General features: G+C 72.4%; 19 protein-coding genes. 6 read left to right on the top strand and 13 right to left on the bottom strand.

All coding sequences use genetic code 11. The features are described from left to right. Positions 1-9: 9 nt before the first annotated feature. A complete protein-coding gene (locus tag IE272_RS20160) occupies positions 10-942 on the top strand; it encodes an ABC transporter ATP-binding protein (RefSeq protein WP_190007413.1) in 933 nt (310 codons plus the stop codon). Positions 943-944: 2 nt separating this feature from the next. Beyond that, entirely contained in the window at positions 945-1,682 is a 738-nt protein-coding gene (locus IE272_RS20155) for an ABC transporter permease (protein WP_190007444.1), read from the top strand. Positions 1,683-1,712: 30 nt separating this feature from the next. Here IE272_RS20155 and mug read toward each other — a convergent pair whose 3' ends face one another. The 6 genes from mug to IE272_RS20125 form a co-directional block, all read right to left on the bottom strand. Further along, positions 1,713-2,294, bottom strand: a complete 582-nt coding sequence (mug, locus tag IE272_RS20150; RefSeq protein ID WP_098891331.1) for a G/U mismatch-specific DNA glycosylase — start codon at positions 2,292-2,294, stop codon at positions 1,713-1,715. Between the two features lie 19 nt (positions 2,295-2,313). Beyond that, a complete protein-coding gene (gene purB, locus IE272_RS20145; protein ID WP_032792862.1) occupies positions 2,314-3,756 on the bottom strand; it encodes an adenylosuccinate lyase in 1,443 nt (480 codons plus the stop codon). Between the two features lie 100 nt (positions 3,757-3,856). After that, a complete protein-coding gene (locus IE272_RS20140) occupies positions 3,857-4,726 on the bottom strand; it encodes an SGNH/GDSL hydrolase family protein (protein WP_057661518.1) in 870 nt (289 codons plus the stop codon). 43 nt (positions 4,727-4,769) lie between these two features. After that, a complete protein-coding gene (locus IE272_RS20135; RefSeq protein ID WP_190007412.1) occupies positions 4,770-5,789 on the bottom strand; it encodes a hemolysin family protein in 1,020 nt (339 codons plus the stop codon). Beyond that, the gene (locus tag IE272_RS20130) at positions 5,786-7,123 is read right to left on the bottom strand and encodes a hemolysin family protein (protein ID WP_056699589.1); all 1,338 of its coding nucleotides are present in this window, start codon (positions 7,121-7,123) and stop codon (positions 5,786-5,788) included. The genes IE272_RS20135 and IE272_RS20130 overlap by 4 nt, the downstream gene beginning before the upstream one ends. 269 nt (positions 7,124-7,392) lie before the next feature. Continuing rightward, positions 7,393-7,827 (bottom strand): GNAT family N-acetyltransferase, encoded by a 435-nt coding sequence (locus IE272_RS20125; RefSeq protein ID WP_057661516.1) that lies wholly within the window; start codon positions 7,825-7,827, stop codon positions 7,393-7,395. 95 nt (positions 7,828-7,922) lie between these two features. On the opposite strand from IE272_RS20125, the gene IE272_RS20120 reads away from it, so the two are divergent. Together IE272_RS20120 and IE272_RS20115 are read left to right on the top strand one after the other, a co-directional pair. After that, the gene (locus IE272_RS20120) at positions 7,923-8,150 is read left to right on the top strand and encodes a hypothetical protein (protein ID WP_010062312.1); all 228 of its coding nucleotides are present in this window, start codon (positions 7,923-7,925) and stop codon (positions 8,148-8,150) included. Then, the gene (locus IE272_RS20115) at positions 8,147-8,518 is read left to right on the top strand and encodes a hypothetical protein (protein ID WP_047175538.1); all 372 of its coding nucleotides are present in this window, start codon (positions 8,147-8,149) and stop codon (positions 8,516-8,518) included. The genes IE272_RS20120 and IE272_RS20115 overlap by 4 nt, the downstream gene beginning before the upstream one ends. A gap of 40 nt (positions 8,519-8,558) precedes the next feature. Here the strand turns inward: IE272_RS20115 and IE272_RS20110 are convergent, their stop codons facing one another. The 4 genes from IE272_RS20110 to bioB form a co-directional block, all read right to left on the bottom strand. After that, positions 8,559-9,236 carry a class I SAM-dependent methyltransferase gene (locus IE272_RS20110; protein ID WP_050357675.1) on the bottom strand — a complete coding sequence of 226 codons (678 nt, stop codon included), beginning with the start codon at positions 9,234-9,236 and terminating at the stop codon, positions 8,559-8,561. A 124-nt stretch (positions 9,237-9,360) separates the two neighbouring features. Further along, positions 9,361-10,053, bottom strand: a complete 693-nt coding sequence (bioD, locus tag IE272_RS20105) for a dethiobiotin synthase (protein WP_050357674.1) — start codon at positions 10,051-10,053, stop codon at positions 9,361-9,363. 6 nt (positions 10,054-10,059) lie between these two features. Next, positions 10,060-11,412: an adenosylmethionine--8-amino-7-oxononanoate transaminase gene (locus tag IE272_RS20100; RefSeq protein ID WP_190007411.1), complete on the bottom strand. Its 1,353-nt coding sequence runs from the start codon at positions 11,410-11,412 to the stop codon at positions 10,060-10,062. Further along, entirely contained in the window at positions 11,405-12,682 is a 1,278-nt protein-coding gene (gene bioB / locus IE272_RS20095) for a biotin synthase BioB (RefSeq protein ID WP_073960050.1), read from the bottom strand. Before bioB ends, IE272_RS20100 begins: the two co-directional genes overlap by 8 nt. Positions 12,683-12,884: 202 nt before the next feature. On the opposite strand from bioB, the gene IE272_RS20090 reads away from it, so the two are divergent. Then, complete coding sequence (locus IE272_RS20090; RefSeq protein ID WP_190007410.1) at positions 12,885-14,045, top strand: 8-amino-7-oxononanoate synthase; 1,161 nt, start codon at positions 12,885-12,887, stop codon at positions 14,043-14,045. Here IE272_RS20090 and IE272_RS20085 read toward each other — a convergent pair. Both IE272_RS20085 and IE272_RS20080 read right to left on the bottom strand, forming a co-directional pair. After that, positions 14,038-14,307 (bottom strand): DUF397 domain-containing protein, encoded by a 270-nt coding sequence (locus tag IE272_RS20085; protein ID WP_073960052.1) that lies wholly within the window; start codon positions 14,305-14,307, stop codon positions 14,038-14,040. The genes IE272_RS20090 and IE272_RS20085 overlap by 8 nt on opposite strands. Positions 14,308-14,366: 59 nt before the next feature. Next, a complete protein-coding gene (locus IE272_RS20080; RefSeq protein WP_050357670.1) occupies positions 14,367-15,221 on the bottom strand; it encodes a helix-turn-helix domain-containing protein in 855 nt (284 codons plus the stop codon). 235 nt (positions 15,222-15,456) lie between these two features. Between IE272_RS20080 and IE272_RS20075 the strand changes: the two genes are divergently transcribed. Beyond that, positions 15,457-15,888: an ATP-binding protein gene (locus IE272_RS20075; protein ID WP_032792859.1), complete on the top strand. Its 432-nt coding sequence runs from the start codon at positions 15,457-15,459 to the stop codon at positions 15,886-15,888. A 56-nt stretch (positions 15,889-15,944) separates the two neighbouring features. On the opposite strand, the gene IE272_RS20070 is transcribed toward IE272_RS20075, so the two are convergent. Further along, positions 15,945-16,886, bottom strand: coding sequence for a LysR family transcriptional regulator (locus tag IE272_RS20070; protein ID WP_050357669.1), 942 nt, complete (start codon positions 16,884-16,886; stop codon positions 15,945-15,947). Positions 16,887-16,905 lie beyond the last annotated feature (19 nt).

Here is a 16,905-nt window from a genome sequence, read left to right as displayed (position 1 = left end):
CTTGAGGACATGACCAGCATCGACGTCCACGAGCTCACCAAGGAGTACGGAACCACCCGTGCGGTGGACCGCCTCAGCTTTCGCGTGCAACCGGGCAGGGTCACCGGATTCCTCGGCCCCAACGGCGCCGGCAAGTCCACGGCCATGCGTCTCGTCCTCGGCCTGGACCGGCCGACCGGCGGCTCGGCCACGATCGGCGGGAGGCCCTACGCCCGGCTCACCGAACCGCTGCGCACCGTCGGCGCTCTGCTCGACGCCCAGGCCGCCCACGGCTCACGCACAGCCCGCAGCCATGTGGCCGTACTCGCCGCGAGCAACGGGATACCCATGTCACGGGTGAAGGCCGTGCTGGAGGAGACCGGGCTCGGCGACGTGGGTGCACGACGGATCAAGTCCTTCTCCCTCGGCATGCGCCAGCGTCTCGGCATCGCGGTCGCCCTGCTCGGCGACCCGCACGTGGTCATGCTCGACGAGCCGTCGAACGGGCTGGATCCCGAAGGCATCATCTGGATCCGCGAACTCATGAAGCGGCTCGCCCGCGAGGGCCGGACGGTGCTGGTCTCCAGCCACCTCATGAACGAGACCGCCTCCTTCGCCGACCACCTGGTGGTGCTCGGACGGGGCCGCCTGCTCGCCGATATGTCGATGAAGCAGTTCCTCGACTCCCGCAGCACTCCCCGCGTACGCCTGCGCACGACCGAACCGGGCCGACTCCGGTCGGCACTGGCTTCCAAGGGCCTGACCGGAGTACAGGCCGATGACGGCCGTTGGGCGATCGACGGCGTCACGGCGGCGGAGATCGGTGCGATCGCCGCCGGCGAAGGCATTCCCCTGCTCGAACTGGGTGATGAGCGCGCCACATTGGAGCAGGCCTACCTCGACCTCACGGCGGACGACACCCCCTTCGCCGCTTTGACCACCCGCGACCGCCAGGAGACGTGACCATGACCTTGACGGCAGTACTCCATTCCGAGTGGATCAAGATCAGGTCGATACGGTCGATCTACGGCTCGCTGATGGCCGTCCTCGCCACCACCCTCACCATCACCGTGCTCATCATGGGGACCTCTGGCCAGGAGCAAGCGGCGCAGGCCGGATCGGATGCGCTCCTCAACGCCTTCTTCGCCCTGAACTTCGGGCAGATCGCGGCCATCGCGTTCGGCGCGACCGCGGTCTCCTCGGAGTTCTTCAACGGGGCCCTGCGCATATCGCTTGCAGCGGTTCCCCGCCGCTCCCTCTTCTACGCGGCGAAGATGGCGACGATCGGCGGGTCGGCGCTCGTCGTCGGGCTGGTGACCACCTTCACGACGTTTCTGGTCGGTCAGCTCCTCCTGGGGGAGCACGCGATCGGCCTGGGGCGCCCGGGTGCGCTGCGTGCCGCCTTCGGCGGGGCCATCTACCTTGCGCTGATGGCGCTGCTCGCGGCGGGCCTCACGGCGCTCCTACGCAGCGCGGTGGCGGTGCTCAGCCTGCTCATACCGCTCTTCCTTATCGTCCCCTTCGTGCTCGTGGACGTCGCCACCGCGGTGGTGCGGTATCTGCCCGATCGTGCGGGGCAGGCGGTGCTGCAGCAGAATCCGGAAGACGGCCCGGGGCCGTGGACCGGCCTGGCGGTGACCGCCGCATGGGCCGCGGCAGCGCTCCTGGCGGGCTGGTGGGCGGTCCGCGAACGGGACGCGTGAGCCCTGGCGAGGGGCGCCGGCCTGAGCGGCTCAGTGGGCCGAGTCGGGGCCGGGAGCAGGCCGGTCGGTCGGGGGCCGGGTGAGGACGGCGTCCCGGAGGCGGGCGTACTCGTCGGCCATGCTCTGGACCGTCCAGTGGGCGTTGAGGCCGCTGGGGTTGGGGAGAGCCCACACATGGGCGCCGCCGACCATGCGGTCCTGGGGGCCGATCCGGGCCCGGGGCTCCCCGAAGGCGGTGCGGTAGGCGGTGATGCCGACCACCGCGAGCCACTGTGGCGCGAGCAGTCCGACCTTCGCCGTCAGTGCGGCCCCACCCTCCCGGAACTCCTCCGCGCCGAGCTCGTCGGCCCGCGCCGTGGCCCGCGCCACCACGTTGGTGATGCCGAGTCCGAGCCCGAGCAACTCGGCCTGCTCCGACGGACGCAGCTGCCGGGGCGTGAAACCCGAGCGGTGCAGGACCGGCCAGAACCGGTTCCCGGGGTGAGCGAAATGATGGCCCGTCGCCGCGGTCATCAGGCTCGGGTTGATACCGCAGAAGAGCACGCGCAGACCGCCCGCGACCACATCGGGGACGATACGGTCGCGGGCGGCGCTCAGCTCTTCGGGGGTCACGCGGTGAGGGCGGTGCCGGTCAGAGGATCGAGCCGGGGGTGTAGTTCGCGGCCTCGGGGTACTGCTTGGTGATCTCCTCGATCCGGGCGACCAAGGACGACACCTGATCGCCGGCGGCACCCGTGAACGAGAGCTTGTCGGCCATCAGCTCGTCCAGCTGCGCGCGGTCCAGCGGGATCCGCTCGTCCGCGGCGAGCTTGTCGAGCAGCTCGTTGCGCTCGGCGCCCTGCTCCCGCATCGCGAGGGCGGAGGCGACCGCGTTCTCCTTGATCGCCTCGTGCGCGACCTCGCGGCCCACCCCGGCCCGCACGGCGCCCATCAGGACCTTGGTGGTGGCCAGGAACGGAAGGTAGCGGTCCAGCTCGCGCGCCACGACCGCGGGGAACGCGCCGAACTCGTCGAGCACCGTCAGGAAGGTCTCCAGGAGGCCGTCGAACGCGAAGAACGCGTCCGGGAGCGCCACCCGGCGGACCACGGAACAGGACACGTCGCCCTCGTTCCACTGGTCGCCCGCCAGCTCACCGGTCATCGAGGCGTAGCCGCGCAGGATCACCATCAGACCGTTCACCCGCTCGCAGGAGCGTGTGTTCATCTTGTGCGGCATCGCGGACGAGCCGACCTGGCCGGGCTTGAAGCCCTCGGTCACCAGCTCGTGGCCGGCCATCAGCCGGATGGTCTTCGCCACCGAGGAAGGCGCCGCGGCGAGCTGCACCAGAGCGGTGACCACGTCGTAGTCGAGCGATCGCGGGTAGACCTGACCGACCGAGGTGAACGCCTCGGCGAAGCCGAGGTGCCCGGCGATGCGCTGTTCCAGATCGGCCAGCTTGCCCGCGTCGCCGCCGAGCAGGTCCAGCATGTCCTGCGCCGTGCCGACCGGGCCCTTGATCCCGCGCAGCGGGTAGCGGGAGAGGAGGTCCTCCAGGCGGCCGTGGGCCACCAGCATCTCGTCGGCCGCGGTCGCGAAGCGCTTGCCCAGCGTCGTCGCCTGCGCGGCGACATTGTGGGAGCGTCCGGCGATGACGAGCTCGCGGTACTCCGCGGCGAGCTTGCCGAGCCGGGCCAGTACGGCCACGGTGCGGTCGCGCATCAGCTCCAGCGAAAGGCGGATCTGAAGCTGCTCGACGTTCTCCGTCAGGTCCCGGGAGGTCATGCCCTTGTGGACCTGCTCATGACCGGCGAGGGCGTTGAACTCCTCGATCCGGGCCTTCACGTCATGCCGGGTGATCTTCTCGCGCTCGGCGATCGAGGCCAGGTCCACCTGGTCCAGCACACGCTCGTAGTCGGCCAGCGCCGCGTCGGGCACCTCGATCCCGAGGTCCTTCTGAGCGCGCAGCACCGCCAGCCACAGCTGACGCTCCAGCTTCACCTTCTGCTCGGGGGACCAGAGGACGGCGAGCTCCGCGGAGGCGTAGCGGCCGGCCAGGACATTGGGGATGCGAGGCTTCGCAGACACAGCAGTCACGTAGAGGGATTCTACTGGCGGTTTGTGCAGGCCAGCGACGCGCCCCGGTTTGTGGCTTGCTACGAAGGAGCGGGGGAGGGCGCCGACCCGGGCGACCGGTTCAGTCGGTCTCCGCGATACCCGCCGCGGTGTCGGGGGAGACGACGCGGCGCCACCCCGTCACCGGGCCCGGGTTCTCCGCGTCCGACGGCGTGATCCAGAAGGCCCGGCCCGTCGTGGCGTCGAACTGGGCGCCCGAGCGGCCGTCGCCGGAGGAGCGGCCGGTGAGCCGCCGCCCGATCCAGGGGGCCAGGTGCTGACGGGCGAAGCGGATGTCCTCCGTCCGCCGGGCCGCCCAGCGAGGCGGCGCGGTCGCGGGCATCCGTGCACGCCAGTCCAGTTCGGCAGGCAGCCCCAGGGTCTGCCAGACGGCCTCGGCGACGCGCCGGTGGCCTTCGGTGGTGAGATGCAGCCGGTCGACGTCCCACATCCGGGGATCGGCGATCGAGGGCGCGGAGTAGAGATCCACCACCGCGGCGCCGTGCTGCCCGGCCAGATCGTCGATCAGGGCGAACAGCGCCTCCACCCGGGGGCGGAACCGGTCGAACACCGGCCCGCTCCGCCCGGGGCTGCGCATCAGCACCAGCTGTTTGCAGGTCGGTGCGAGACGCTCCACGGCCTCTTCGAGCCGCCCCCTGACCATCCCCATGTCGCACTTCGGGCGCAGGGTGTCGTTGAGCCCGCCGACGAGGGTGACCACATCGGCCCGGAGCGAGGCCGCCGCCTCCACCTGCTCGTCGACGATCTGGCCGATGAGCTTCCCGCGTACGGCGAGGTTGGCGTACCGGAAACCGGGGGACCGGACCGCGAGCCTGGCGGCGAGGACGTCGGCCCAGCCCCGGTACGTGCCGCCGGGGAGCAGGTCCGACATGCCCTCGGTGAACGAGTCGCCGACCGCGACGAGACTGGTGTAGGAGGCATTCAATTCCATGGCCCGACGATCCTACCGGTCGGTAGACCGCGGGGCCAGCAGGTCAGCGGGACCCCCTCCGGCCGACGAGTTCGCGGAGCACGTCCTCCATCGTGACCATGCCGGCCAGCCGGTCGTCCTCGTCGAGAACGGCCGCCAGATGGGTCCGGCTGCGCCGCAGGGCGGTGAGCACGTCGTCCAGCGGAGTCTCCGCCCGGACGCGGGCGATCGGCCGCATCGCCGTCACCGGGAAGGGGACGTCCCGGGGCGTCGCGTCCAGGGCGTCCTTCACATGGAGGTAGCCGAGGATGCGCTGCTCGCTGTCCATCACCGGGAAGCGGGAGAACCCGGACTCGGAAGAGAGCCGCTCCAGCTCCTCCGGAGTGGTGCCGACCCTGGCGTACAGCACCCGGTCGACCGGCATGACCACGTCCCGTACCGGCCGGCGGCCCAGCTCCAGAGCGTGGTGGAGGCGTTGCGCGGAGCGGTCGTCGACCAGTCCGGCGTCCCCGGCGTCCTGGACCAGCCGGGCCAGTTCGTCGTCCGAGAACGTCGCGGAGACCTCGTCCTTCGTCTCCACCCGCAACAGCTTGAGCAGGGTGTTGGCGAACGCGTTGATCGCGAAGATCACCGGCCGCAGGGCACGGGCCATCGCCACCAGTGGGGGGCCCAGCAGCAGGGCGCTCCGCGCCGGTTCGGCCAGCGCGATGTTCTTCGGCACCATCTCGCCCAGGAGCATGTGCAGATAGGTCGCCACGCTCAGCGCGATGACGAACGACAGCGGGTGGACCAGCCCGTGCGGCACCCCCACCGCGTCGAAGGCCGGTTCCAGCAGATGCGCGATGGCCGGTTCGGCCACGATGCCCAGCACCAGGGTGCAGAGCGTGATGCCGAGCTGGGCGGCGGCGAGCAGCGCGGAGACGTGTTCCAGGCCCCAGATGACACTGCGGGCCCGCCGGTTCCCGGCCTCGGCCTCCGGCTCGATCTGGCTGCGGCGCACGGAGATCAGGGCGAATTCGGCGCCCACGAAGAAGGCGTTGGCCACGAGGGTCAGCAGGCCGATGAAGAGCTGGAGAACGATCACCGTTGGTCCTCCGTCCGGTCCTCGGTCCCCGGCAGCGGGGCGTGCAGCATGGCCCGCGCGGCACGGCGGCCCGAGGCGTCGACCACGTCGATCCGCCACCCCTCCAGCTCGACGCTGTCGTCCACGGTCGGGATCCGTCCGATCTCTGCGGCGATCAGCCCCGCGAGCGTCTCGTAGGGCCCGTCCGGCACCCGCAGACCGATCCTGTGGAGCTGGTCGGTGCGCGCCGCCCCGTCGGCCGACCACAGGGTCCGCCCGTCGGCGTCCTCACCGGCGGCGGCGAGGTCCGGCGTCTCGTGCGGATCGTGCTCGTCCCGGACCTCGCCGACGACTTCCTCCACGATGTCCTCCAGCGTCGCGACCCCGGCCGTACCGCCGTACTCGTCGATCACCACGGCCATGGCGAGCCTTCCGGACAACCGGTCCAGCAGCCGGTCCACGGTGAGCGTCTCCGGCACGAGCAGGGGCTCGCGCAGCAGTTCCGATACCCGGGTGCGGGGCCGCCGGTCGGCGGGGATCGCCAGTACGTCCTTGATGTGGGCCACGCCGACCACGGTGTCCAGGCTGCCCCGGTAGACGGGGAAGCGGGACAGGCCGGTCGCCCGCGTCGCGTTGGCGACGTCCTCGGCCGTCGCGTGCAGCTCCAGCGCGGTCACCTGTACCCGCGGCGTCATCACGTTCTCCGCGGTCAGTTCCGAGAGGTTCAGCGTGCGGACGAACAGTTCGGCCGTGTCCGCTTCCAGTGCGCCTGCCTTCGCGGAGTGCCGGGCCAGCGCGACCAGCTCCTGCGGGCTGCGGGCGGAGGCCAGCTCCTCGGTCGGTTCCAGGCCGAAGCGGCGCACGATCCGGTTGGCCGTGTTGTTGAGGTGGCTGATGAAGGGCCGGAACAACGCGGTGAACCCTCGTTGCGGTGTCGCCACCGCCTTGGCCACGGCCAGCGGGGAGGAGATCGCCCAGTTCTTCGGGACCAGTTCGCCGACCACCATCAGCACCACCGTGGAAATCGCCGTACCGAGGACGAGCGCCAGGGTGGACGCCGCGGCGGGAGGCAGCCCCGCCGCTTCGACGGGGCCGCGGATCAGCTTGGCGATGGAGGATTCGGAGAGCATGCCGATCACCAGATTGGTGACGGTGATGCCGAGCTGGGCCCCCGAGAGCTGGAAGGTGAGGCTCCGGACGGCCTTGAGCGCGCTCGCGGCGCCCCGGTCGCCCCGCTCGACGGCCCGTTCGAGCTCGCCGCGCTCCACCGTGGTCAGGGAGAACTCCGCCGCGACGAACGCGCCGCAGGCGACGCAGAGCAGCAGGGCGACGAGCAGCAGAAGCACTTCGATCATCGGTTCACCTCCGTCCCATGATCGGGCAGGGGCGGGGGGACCGCGCGGTGTCGGCGGAATCGGCTGCTGGGCTCGCCCATGGGCGGACGCTCACACCTTTCGGCAGGGGGTGTCGGAGGGGCATGTCGACATAGGGCGTCTGCCCAGCGGCGCGCCGCCTACCGCGTCAATGTTCTGCCGCACCGCGCCAGTACCTGCTTCAACGCGCCGGTACCTGCCTCACCGCGCCGGTACCTGCCCCCTGCCGCGTGGGTGTCCGGCGTACCTCCTCAGCCCGTCAGATGCTTCACCCAGCGGCTCCACTGCGGCTGGGGCGCGTAGCCCGCAGCGCGCCAGGCGTGGTGGGCCGACGTGTTGCGGTCGAGGACCATGGCGTCGGCGCGCCGCCCGCCCAGCGCGACGAACCGCTCCTCGGCCGCCGCCAGAAGGGCGCCGCCCACACCCCGGCGCCGCTGGTCCGGGTGGACCGCGAGCCGGTAGAGATGGCAGCGCCAGCCGTCGAAGCCCACGATGACGGTGCCCACCAGCGCGCCCTCCCGTTCCGCGAGGATCAAGGCGTCGGGGTCCCGTTCCACCAGGCGTGCGACCCCGTCCCCGTCGTCGCTGATGCTGGTGCCCTCGGCGGCCACCTTCCAGAAGGCGAGGACCCCGTCCAGATCGGCCGGGGTCGCGGACCGTATCGAAAGATCGTTCATGACGGCCATCCCACCATCCGCCGCGACGGGGCGTCGATCGCATTTCACCGTGCGGCCGACCGCTCCTCTTGCCGGTGCTAGCACGGCCGCGCTAGCGTGGTCGGGTGCCCAAGACTCAGCTGAACGTTCGAGTGGACGAGGCCACCGCCGAGGCCGCGCGGCAGCGCGCGCTGCAGAGGGGGATGAGCGTGAACCGCTACATAGAGGAACTCGTCCAGCAGGACGCGGGCGAGGTGGGACACACCTTCGTCGAGGCCGCGGCCGACTTCATGAAGCAGTACGAGTCGGTGTTCGCCGAGGAGTTCGGCCCGGAGCGCGAAGGCACCCGTTGAACCTTCGCATCGACCTTTCCTGGTTGCTGATGGTCGCCGAGCACAAGACGCCCGGAGACCCGCAGGTCGCCGACTGGGGTGCGCTCGTCGCCGCCGTCGCACGGCACGACGCAGAGATCTTCGGCAGCGCCGTCTACAGCGACCCGCACGCGCGGGCGGCCGCCCTGTTGCAGCTGCTGCTGCACGTGCCCGCCCTCGAACACTCCAACGCGATGTTCGCCTCGGCCGTCGCGTACGGCTACCTCGTCGCCTCCGGGCTCAAGGTCATCACCTCGCCCGAGCAGGTCCGCGATCTGGCGCTGCTGGTGAAGCAGGGCAAGGCGGACGTGCGGGCCATCGCCGACGAGCTGCGGCAGTGGAGCGTGTGAGGCCGGGCGAAGCGCCCTGCCCCGGGTCGGTCCTCAGCCCTCAGTCCTCGGTGAACGGCTTGCGCGCCACGCCCAGGACGCAGGGGGAGGAGGGCACTTGGAGGCCTGTCTCCGGGATCCGCAGCCTGCGGTACGTGCCCGTCTCGAAGCCCGCCGCCGCGATCGCGGCCAACGGGTCCCGGGCCGTGTGACAGCCGCCGAAGAGCAGCGGCCACAGGGTCCGGTCGGCCACTCGCTGCGCCGTGGCCAGCGCCCGGCCCGGCGCCAGCCCGTGTTCGAAGAACCGCAGTTCGCCGCCGGGCCGCAGGACCCGCCTGATCTCGGCGAGCGCCCGGGGCAGATCCCGTACGGTGCACAGGACCAGGGACGCCACCGCCCCGTCGAAGGCCTCGCTCTTGACCGGCAGCGCCTCGGCCGCCCCCGGCACCACGTCCACCGGCACCTCGGCGCGCAGGGCGGAGCGGACCGCGAGCTGCCGCAGCGAGCGTTCCGGCTCCAGCGCCACCACCTCCGAGACCGCGCCGGGATAGTGGGCGAAGTTCAGCCCGTTCCCGGCGCCGATCTCGATGACCCGGCCGGAGAGCCCCGACAGCAGCTCCTCGCGGTACGCGGCGATGCCGCCCTTCAGGTCGGCGGTCACGCTCACCCGTGCGTAGAAGCGGGCGAAGACCGGGTGGTGCACGGCGTCCCGGGGGAGCTTCCTGCTGCGCAGCTGCATGACGGACCTCCGTCGAGGAGTGGACGTGACGCTCGAGGAGCGGACGTGACGTTCCCCCACGATTCTCCCCCGGATCGCCCCGGCCGGAATCCCCGAGGAACACCCGAACGCCCCCGGCGCCCCGTCAGCGGGTGGCCCGGGTCCCTCCGAGCTCCGGAGCCAGCCACCCCGGCGCGCGCGCCGCGAAGGCGGCGCCCGACAGCGAACCCGCGCCGGCCGGCACCGCGCCGAGCAGCGGTGCTCCGGCCGCCACCGGCAGGTCCTCGATGTTGCAGCGGGACGCGAGGTCGGGCTCCGCCGGCATGCTGCCGATCACGACGCCCCGGCAGCTCAGCCCCCGGTTCGCCAGGGCCTCGGCTGTCAGCGCGGTGGCGTTCAGCGTGCCCAGGCCCGCGGGGGCCACCAGCAGTACCGGCGCGGACAGCAGACGGGCCGCGTCCGCGAGCGTGCCGCCCTCGTCGTCGAACCGCACGAGCAGCCCGCCCGCACCCTCCACCAGGACGAGGTCGTGCTCGGTGGCCAGCTTCTCCGCGGCCTCGGCGACCTCGAACGGCCGCACGGGCACGAGCCCCGCCCGCCGGGCGGCCGTGGCCGGAGCCAACGGCTCCGGAAAGCGGGCCAGTTCGACCGCCGTCACATGGCTCCCCGCCAGGCGCGCGACCTCGGCCGCGTCGCCCGGCTCCCCGGGGGCGAGCCCGGTCTGCGCGGGCTTGAGCACCGCGACGCGGCGGCCCCGCGCGGCGGCCGCCACAGCGGCGGTCACCACGGTCTTGCCGATCTCCGTGCCCGTACCGGACACCACCAGAATCGTCGACATATCGGCTCAGCCCTCCCGTGCCGCCGCGCACACGGCCCGGCAGATCCGTGCCACGTCCTCGTCCCCCGTCACGTACGGCGGCATCGTGTAGACCAGATCGCGGAACGGCCGCAGCCAGACGCCCTCGCGCACGGCGGCGCGGGTGGCCGCGGCCATGTCGATCTCGTGGTCGAGCTGGACGACCCCGATCGCCCCCAGGACGCGGACGTCCACCACTCCGGTGATGTCCGCGGCGGGAGCGAGCCCGGAGCGCAGGCCCGCGCCGATCCGCGCCACCTCGGCCTCCCAGTCCTGCCCGAGCAGCAGGTCCACGGAGGCCGTGGCCACCGAGGCGGCCAGCGGATTGCCCATGAACGTCGGGCCGTGCGCCAGCACCGGCACCTCGCCGCTGGAGATGCCTTCGGCCACCCGGGTGGTGCACAGCGTCGCGGCCATCGTGAGGTAGCCGCCGGTCAGGGCCTTGCCGACGCACATGACGTCCGGCGAGATCCCGGCGTGCCCGGCGGCGAACAGCTTGCCCGTACGCCCGAAACCGGTCGCGATCTCGTCGAGGACCAGCAGGACGTCGTGCTCGTCGCAGGCCTCGCGCAGCACCCGCAGATAGGCGGGGGAGTGGAACCGCATCCCGCCGGCCCCCTGTACCACCGGCTCCACGATGACCGCCGCGAGCTCGTCGGCGTGCTCGGCGACCAGCTCCCGCAGATGCGTGACATAGGCGGGGTCCGGCTCCGCGTCGAAGCCGTCCGGCGGGGCGTCGGCGAAGACCTGGCGGGGAAGGGACCCCGACCACAGCTCGTGCATCCCGCCCTCCGGGTCGCACACCGACATCGGCTGCCAGGTGTCCCCGTGGTACCCCCCGCGCCAGGTCAGCAGCCGTCGCTTGGCCGGACGCCCGGCCGAACGCCAGTACTGGAGGCACATCTTGACCGCGACCTCCACGGAGACGGACCCCGAGTCGGCGAGGAAGACGTGCTGGAGCGGCCCGGGGGTGATCTCCACCAGCCGGGTCGCCAGCCGGACGGCGGGCTCATGGGTGAGCCCGCCGAACATCACATGGCTCATCCGGTCCAGCTGGACGCGCGCGGCCTCGTTGAGGACCGGGTGGTTGTAGCCGTGCACCGCCGACCACCAGGAGGACATACCGTCCACCAACTCGCGCCGCCCCTCGACGGGTTCGGCGAGCCGGAGCCGTACACCGGAGGCCGACTCCACGATCAGCGGCTCCTGGCGGCCCGGCATCGGACCGTACGGATGCCAGACGTGCGCGCGGTCCAGCGCCCGCAGTTCGTCGGGGGCGTACGGCTTCGGAGCGGCGGGCCCCGCGTGTTCGGCGGCCTCGAAGGCGTGCGGTTCAGGCATTGGGCGCGAGATCCGTTCCCGCGCCGCGACGGCGGACCGCCACCAGATCCGTACGCGCCGCGTCCGTCCGCGAGGCCGGCACGCTCTCCCCGGCGCCCGCGACGCCGCCCGCCGGCTGCTGCTCCTGCTCCCCGTGGCCACCGCACGGACCGCAGCCCCCGCCGCCTCCGTGGGAACCGCACCCCGCGGCTCCGGCGTCGTCGTGCGATCCGCAGCCGGCCCCCGCCGTGGCGTCCTGCGTGCCGCAGCCGCCGCCGAGGGCGTCGGCCCGGTGGCGCGGCAGCGTCGTCGTGCCCGCGCCCTCCACCTCGAAACCGGCGTCCGCGATCATGTCCAGGTCGGTCTGGCCGGCCTGGCCCTCACTCGTCAGGTAGTCGCCCAGGAAGATGGAGTTGACCAGGTGCAGCGCCAGCGGCTGCATCGAGCGCAGGTGCACCTCACGGCCCCCCGCGAGCCGCACCTCGACATCGGGGCAGACGAACCGGACCATCGCCAGAATGCGCAGGCAGCGCTGCGGGGTGAGGTTCCACTCCTTGGCGAGCGGTGTTCCCTCGAACGGGATCAGGAAGTTCACCGGCACCGAGTCCGGGTCGAGGTCCCGCAGCGCGAACACGACGTCGACCAGGTCCTTGTCGCTCTCGCCCATCCCGGCGATCAGCCCGGAACACGCCGAGAGTCCGGCGGCCTGGGCCTGCTGCACGGTCTCCACCCGGTCCGCGTACGTGTGCGTGGTGGTGATCGCCCCGTACGTCTCCTCGGACGTGTTGAGGTTGTGGTTGTACGCGTCGGCGCCGGCCGAACGCAGCCGGTCGGCCTGTCCGTCGGAGAGGAGGCCGAGGCAGGCGCAGACCTCGATGCCCTCGTTCTCCTCCTTGATCGCCTCGATGGTCTTCGAGACCCGGTCGACGTCCCGGTCGGTCGGGCCCCGCCCGCTCGCGACCAGGCAGACCCGCTTGGCGCCGCCCGCCACTCCGGCGGCGGCGGCCCTGGACGCCTCGTCCGGCTTCAGCCAGGTGTACTTGAGGATCCCGGCCTTCGAACCGAGCCGCTGCGAGCAGTAGGAGCAGTCCTCGGGGCAGAGCCCCGACTTCAGGTTGACCAGATAGTTGAGCTTGACGCGCCGCCCGAACCACTGACGGCGCACCTTCCCGGCGGCCGCCACCACGTCGAGCAGCTCGTCGTCGGAGGTCGCCAGTACGGCGAGCGCTTCTTCGCGGGTCGGCAGTTCGCGCCGCAGCCCCTTGTCCACCAGCGTGTTCAGCAGGTCCATGGAAGATGATCCTGGCTTACGGCACCGCCTCCAGCCAAGGAGGAACCAGACAGGAGACCCGGGCGAGGGTGTGTGTATTGCCACACCCTGACCTGCTGCGCACCCGGCTAGGGTCTGTTGGCTGCCTACAAAGGGACCGTCCGCACCGGAGGGTCCGCGCGGAGCCGCCCGCCGGGGGCCCGCCTACCCAAGGGACCGCCCCATGTCCTTCGCCCCGTTCGACTGGATCGACGCCGAGGCCCGCGACCGGGCCGCCGCCGGGCTCGTACGCACCCTGCGTCCGCGCGGCGCCGAGCCGGAGCTGCTGGACCTCGCGAGCAACGACTACCTGGGCCTCACCCGGCACCCGGAGGTCATCGCCGCCGCGGCCGACGCCGCCCACCGCTGGGGGGCGGGGGCGACGGGGTCCCGGCTGGTCACCGGCTCCACCGTCCTGCACGCCCGGCTGGAACGGGAGCTCGCCGCGTTCTGCGGTTTCGAGGCGGCCCTCGTGCTCTCCTCCGGGTACGCGGCCAATCTCGCCGCGCTGACCGCACTCACCGGACGCGGCTCCCTCATCGCCTCCGACGCGGGCAACCACGCATCGATCGTGGACGGCTGCCGCCTCTCCCGCGCCGAGACCGCCGTCGTGCCCCACGCCGACCCCGAGGCGTTCGAGAAGGCCCTGCGGGCGCACGACGGGCGTGCCCTCGCGGTCACCGACTCGGTCTTCTCCGTCGACGGCGACGCCGCCCCGCTCCCCGCACTGGCCGAGGTCTGCCGCTCCGCGAACGCCGCCCTGCTGGTCGACGACGCCCACGGCCTCGGAGTGCTGGGCGAGGGCGGTCGCGGCGCGCTCGCCGAGGCCCGGCTGGCGGGCGGCGACGGGATCGTGGCCACACTCACCCTGTCCAAGTCCCTGGGCAGCCAGGGCGGAGCGGTCCTGGGCCCCGCCCGGGTCATCGACCACCTGATCAACACGGCCCGTACGTTCATCTTCGACACCGGACTCGCCCCGGCGGCGGCCGGCGGCGCGCTCGGCGCCCTCGGGGTGCTGCGCCGGGAGCCCGAACGGGCGGCCCGCGCCCGGGAGGTGGCCACCTCGCTGTACGGACGGCTCACCGCCGCCGGGCTGACGGCGGTCCGGCCCGACGCGGCCGTCGTCTCCGTCCGGGCGCCCTCGGCGGACGCGGCGGTGCGCTGGGCGGCCGACTGCCGCGCGGCCGGGATGGCGGTGGGCTGCTTCCGCCCGCCGTCGGTGCCGGACGGCGTCTCGCGGCTGCGGCTGACCGCGCGGGCCGACCTGACCGAGGAGCAGATCACGACCGCGGTGGCCACGGTCCTCGCCACCGCTCCCCGGCAGGCGGACGCCCGGGTCAGCTGATCCGGTGCGGGCCGGTTCCGTGCGGATCGGCTCCGTGCGGGCCGAGTCCGGCCACGAACGTGCTCCAGGCCGCCGCCGAGAAGCGCAGCGGCGGCCGGTCCACGTTCTTCGAGTCGCGTACGGCGAGGAGTGCGCCGCCGAACAGGGCGGTCTCCACGCAGTTGTTCATCCCGGTCGAGCGGCTGCTGCGCCGCCACGGTGCGGGAGACGACGCGGGTGGTGCGGCGGGTGGTGCGAACGGCGGTGCGGGACGTTCGGGCATGGCGGCCCCCTCGGGCAGTCGGACGGTCCGGCGGAACCCGGCCGGAGGGCCCGGCTCCGCTAGCCGCGGCTGATCGCGGTGATGAGGTCCAGCGAGTGCTCGGGCGACAGCGCGTGCGCCTGCAAGGAACAGAAGGCCGAGCTGTACGCCTCAAGGTCTTCTTTCCGCTCCAGATAGAGGCTACTCGTCAAGTGGTCAAGAACGACCACATCCAGATCAGAAATGTTCGGAAAGGAGAAGATAACGAAAGGGCAGGTGAGTCCGACGTAGCCGCCCACCGAGAACGGCAGCAACTGGAGTTGCACATGAGGGAGTTGGGCCACCTGCCGCAGATACTGCAACTGATCCCTCATCACCTCCGGTCCGCCCACCTCGCGGTGGAGCACCGCCTCGTCCAGCACGGCGGTGAAGCGCAGCGGCGGACTCGCGCGCAGCACCCGCTGACGGGTCAGCCGGACCTCGACCAGGGAGTCGAGCCGGCCGTCCGGTAACCCGTCCAGCGAGGCGCGGGTCACGGCCCGTGCGTATCCGGCGGTCTGGAGCAGCCCCGGCACCACCGAGGTCTCCAGCGTCCGGACCGTGCTGGCCTGCGACTCCAGGCTGATGAAGTCGCGGTACTGCGGCGGGATCAGCCCCCGGTAGGCGTGCCACCAGCCCGAACCGCCGCCGCCCGCCGACCCCGCGAGGACTTCCAGCAGGGAACGCAACTGGGTGTCGCGCACCGCGTAGACGTCCAGCAGCCGTGACACGTCCGCGGGCGTCACCCCGCTCGCCCCCGTCTCGATGCGGCTCACCTTCGACTGGTGCCAGCCGAGCAGCCGCGCCGCGTCCCGGCTGGTCAGCCCGGAGGTGTGGCGCAGGCTCCGCAGCTCCTCGCCGAGCTTGCGCCGTCGGACGACGGGGCCGTGCAGCATGCCGGTCTCCTTCTGCTGTCGGGAAGGGCCGGTCCGTCACCGGGGTCGGCCCGCAGAGGGGCCAGTGTGCCGTCCGTCCACGCCGTACGGGTCCCGAATTCACCGCTTCGAGCGACAGATATATGCATATCTTGGCCGAACGCCATTACAGGGAGCTGCATCAATGGCAATCTGGCGCGAAGCGCAATCCTGGTCGGCCGCCGGTCGACCAGGGTGGGAAAGGGACGGCGTCGCCATGGCAGACCATCAGGAAGCAACCGTCACTCTGCCGACCGATCCGGTCTCGGTCTCATCGGCCCGCAGACATGTGGCCAGGACCCTGGCCCAATGGGGCCTCCCCGAGGACACCGAGTTCGCCGACATCATCCGGCTGATCATCTCGGAGCTGGCCACCAACGCCGTCCAGCACACGTTCGGCCAGTCGCCCACCTTCACCGTGGACCTGCGCCTCGAACGCGACGAGGAGCTGTATCTCGGCGTCACGGACAGTCACCCCCGCTGGCCCCAGCGACTGCCCGCAGCCGTACGGCAGGACAACGGCCGGGGCATGGTCATCATCAGGGCGCTGGCCAAGGAGCGCGGCGGGCGGCTCCAGGTGACCCCGACCGCCGAGGGCGGCAAGACGGTCTGGATCGCCCTCCCCTGGGTCGTCCCGGTCCAGGGCTGACCGCGGGGCCGGGGCCGGACCGGTCGGTACCCGTGGGCTGATCCGTCAGGGGCGGGTCAGCCCACCGGGGGCCGGTTCGTCGCCGGGGCCGTGCTCCCCCGGCCGAATCCGCCGCGCAGCAGCGCGAGCAGCGTCGCGGCGGCTGCGGTCGACCGGTCGCCACGGTGCACGACCGAGATGGTCCGGCGGAACGACGCGGGCTCCAGTCGCCGGACCGACAGCGGGGCCGCCGCCATCGAGGCGACCATCTCCGGCACCACCGCCACCCCGAGACCCGCGCTGACCAGCGCGCACACCAGCGCGTACCCGGGCGACTCACAGACCACCGCGGGCGTCGCCCCGGCCTCGGCGAGCGCGTTCTCGACCCCGCGCCGGGGCGGATGGGTGGGCGCGCTGCTGATCAGCGGCCGCCCCGCCAGCTCGCCGACCGGCAGCCGCCCGGTGCCCTCGGAGAGCCGGTGGCCCACCGAGGTGACCAGCACCAGCTCCTCGACCAGCAGGGGTTCGACGAGAACGCCCACCGGCGGGGGACCGGCCGCCGCCGGTTCGTAGGCGTGGGTCAGGGCGAGGTCCACCTCGCCCGCGACGACCGCCGCGATCCCGGCGGGCGGTTCGTAGTCGGCGACAGCCAGCTCGACCTCCGGATGGGCCCGCCGGAACGCGCTCAGGACCGGCGGCAGCAGATGGATCCCGGCCGTGGTGAACGTCCCCACCCGCAGCCTGCCGCCCGAGAGCCCGGCCAGCTGCGCCAGCTCGTGCCGCGCCTGGTCCAGCTCGTCCAGGACCCGCCGGGCCCGGCCCGCCAGCAGCTCGCCCGCCGCCGTCAGCCGCGCTCCGCGATGGTGGCGCACCAGCAGCGTCGCCCCGGCCTCCCGCTCCAGTTTGGCCAGCTGCTGGGAGAGCGCGGGCGCGGTGTAGCCCAGGCGGGCGGCGGCCCGGGTGATCGATCCGGCCTCCGCGACCGCCACGAGCGCCGCGAGCCGTGTCGGGTCGTACATGAAGCGTTCCTTTAGGCAG

This window comes from Streptomyces anulatus, from assembly GCF_014650675.1.
GTDB classification, from domain to species: domain Bacteria; phylum Actinomycetota; class Actinomycetes; order Streptomycetales; family Streptomycetaceae; genus Streptomyces; species Streptomyces anulatus.
The sequence above is the reverse complement of the archived record's forward strand: the minus strand, read 5'-3'. Positions and strand labels throughout refer to the sequence as shown.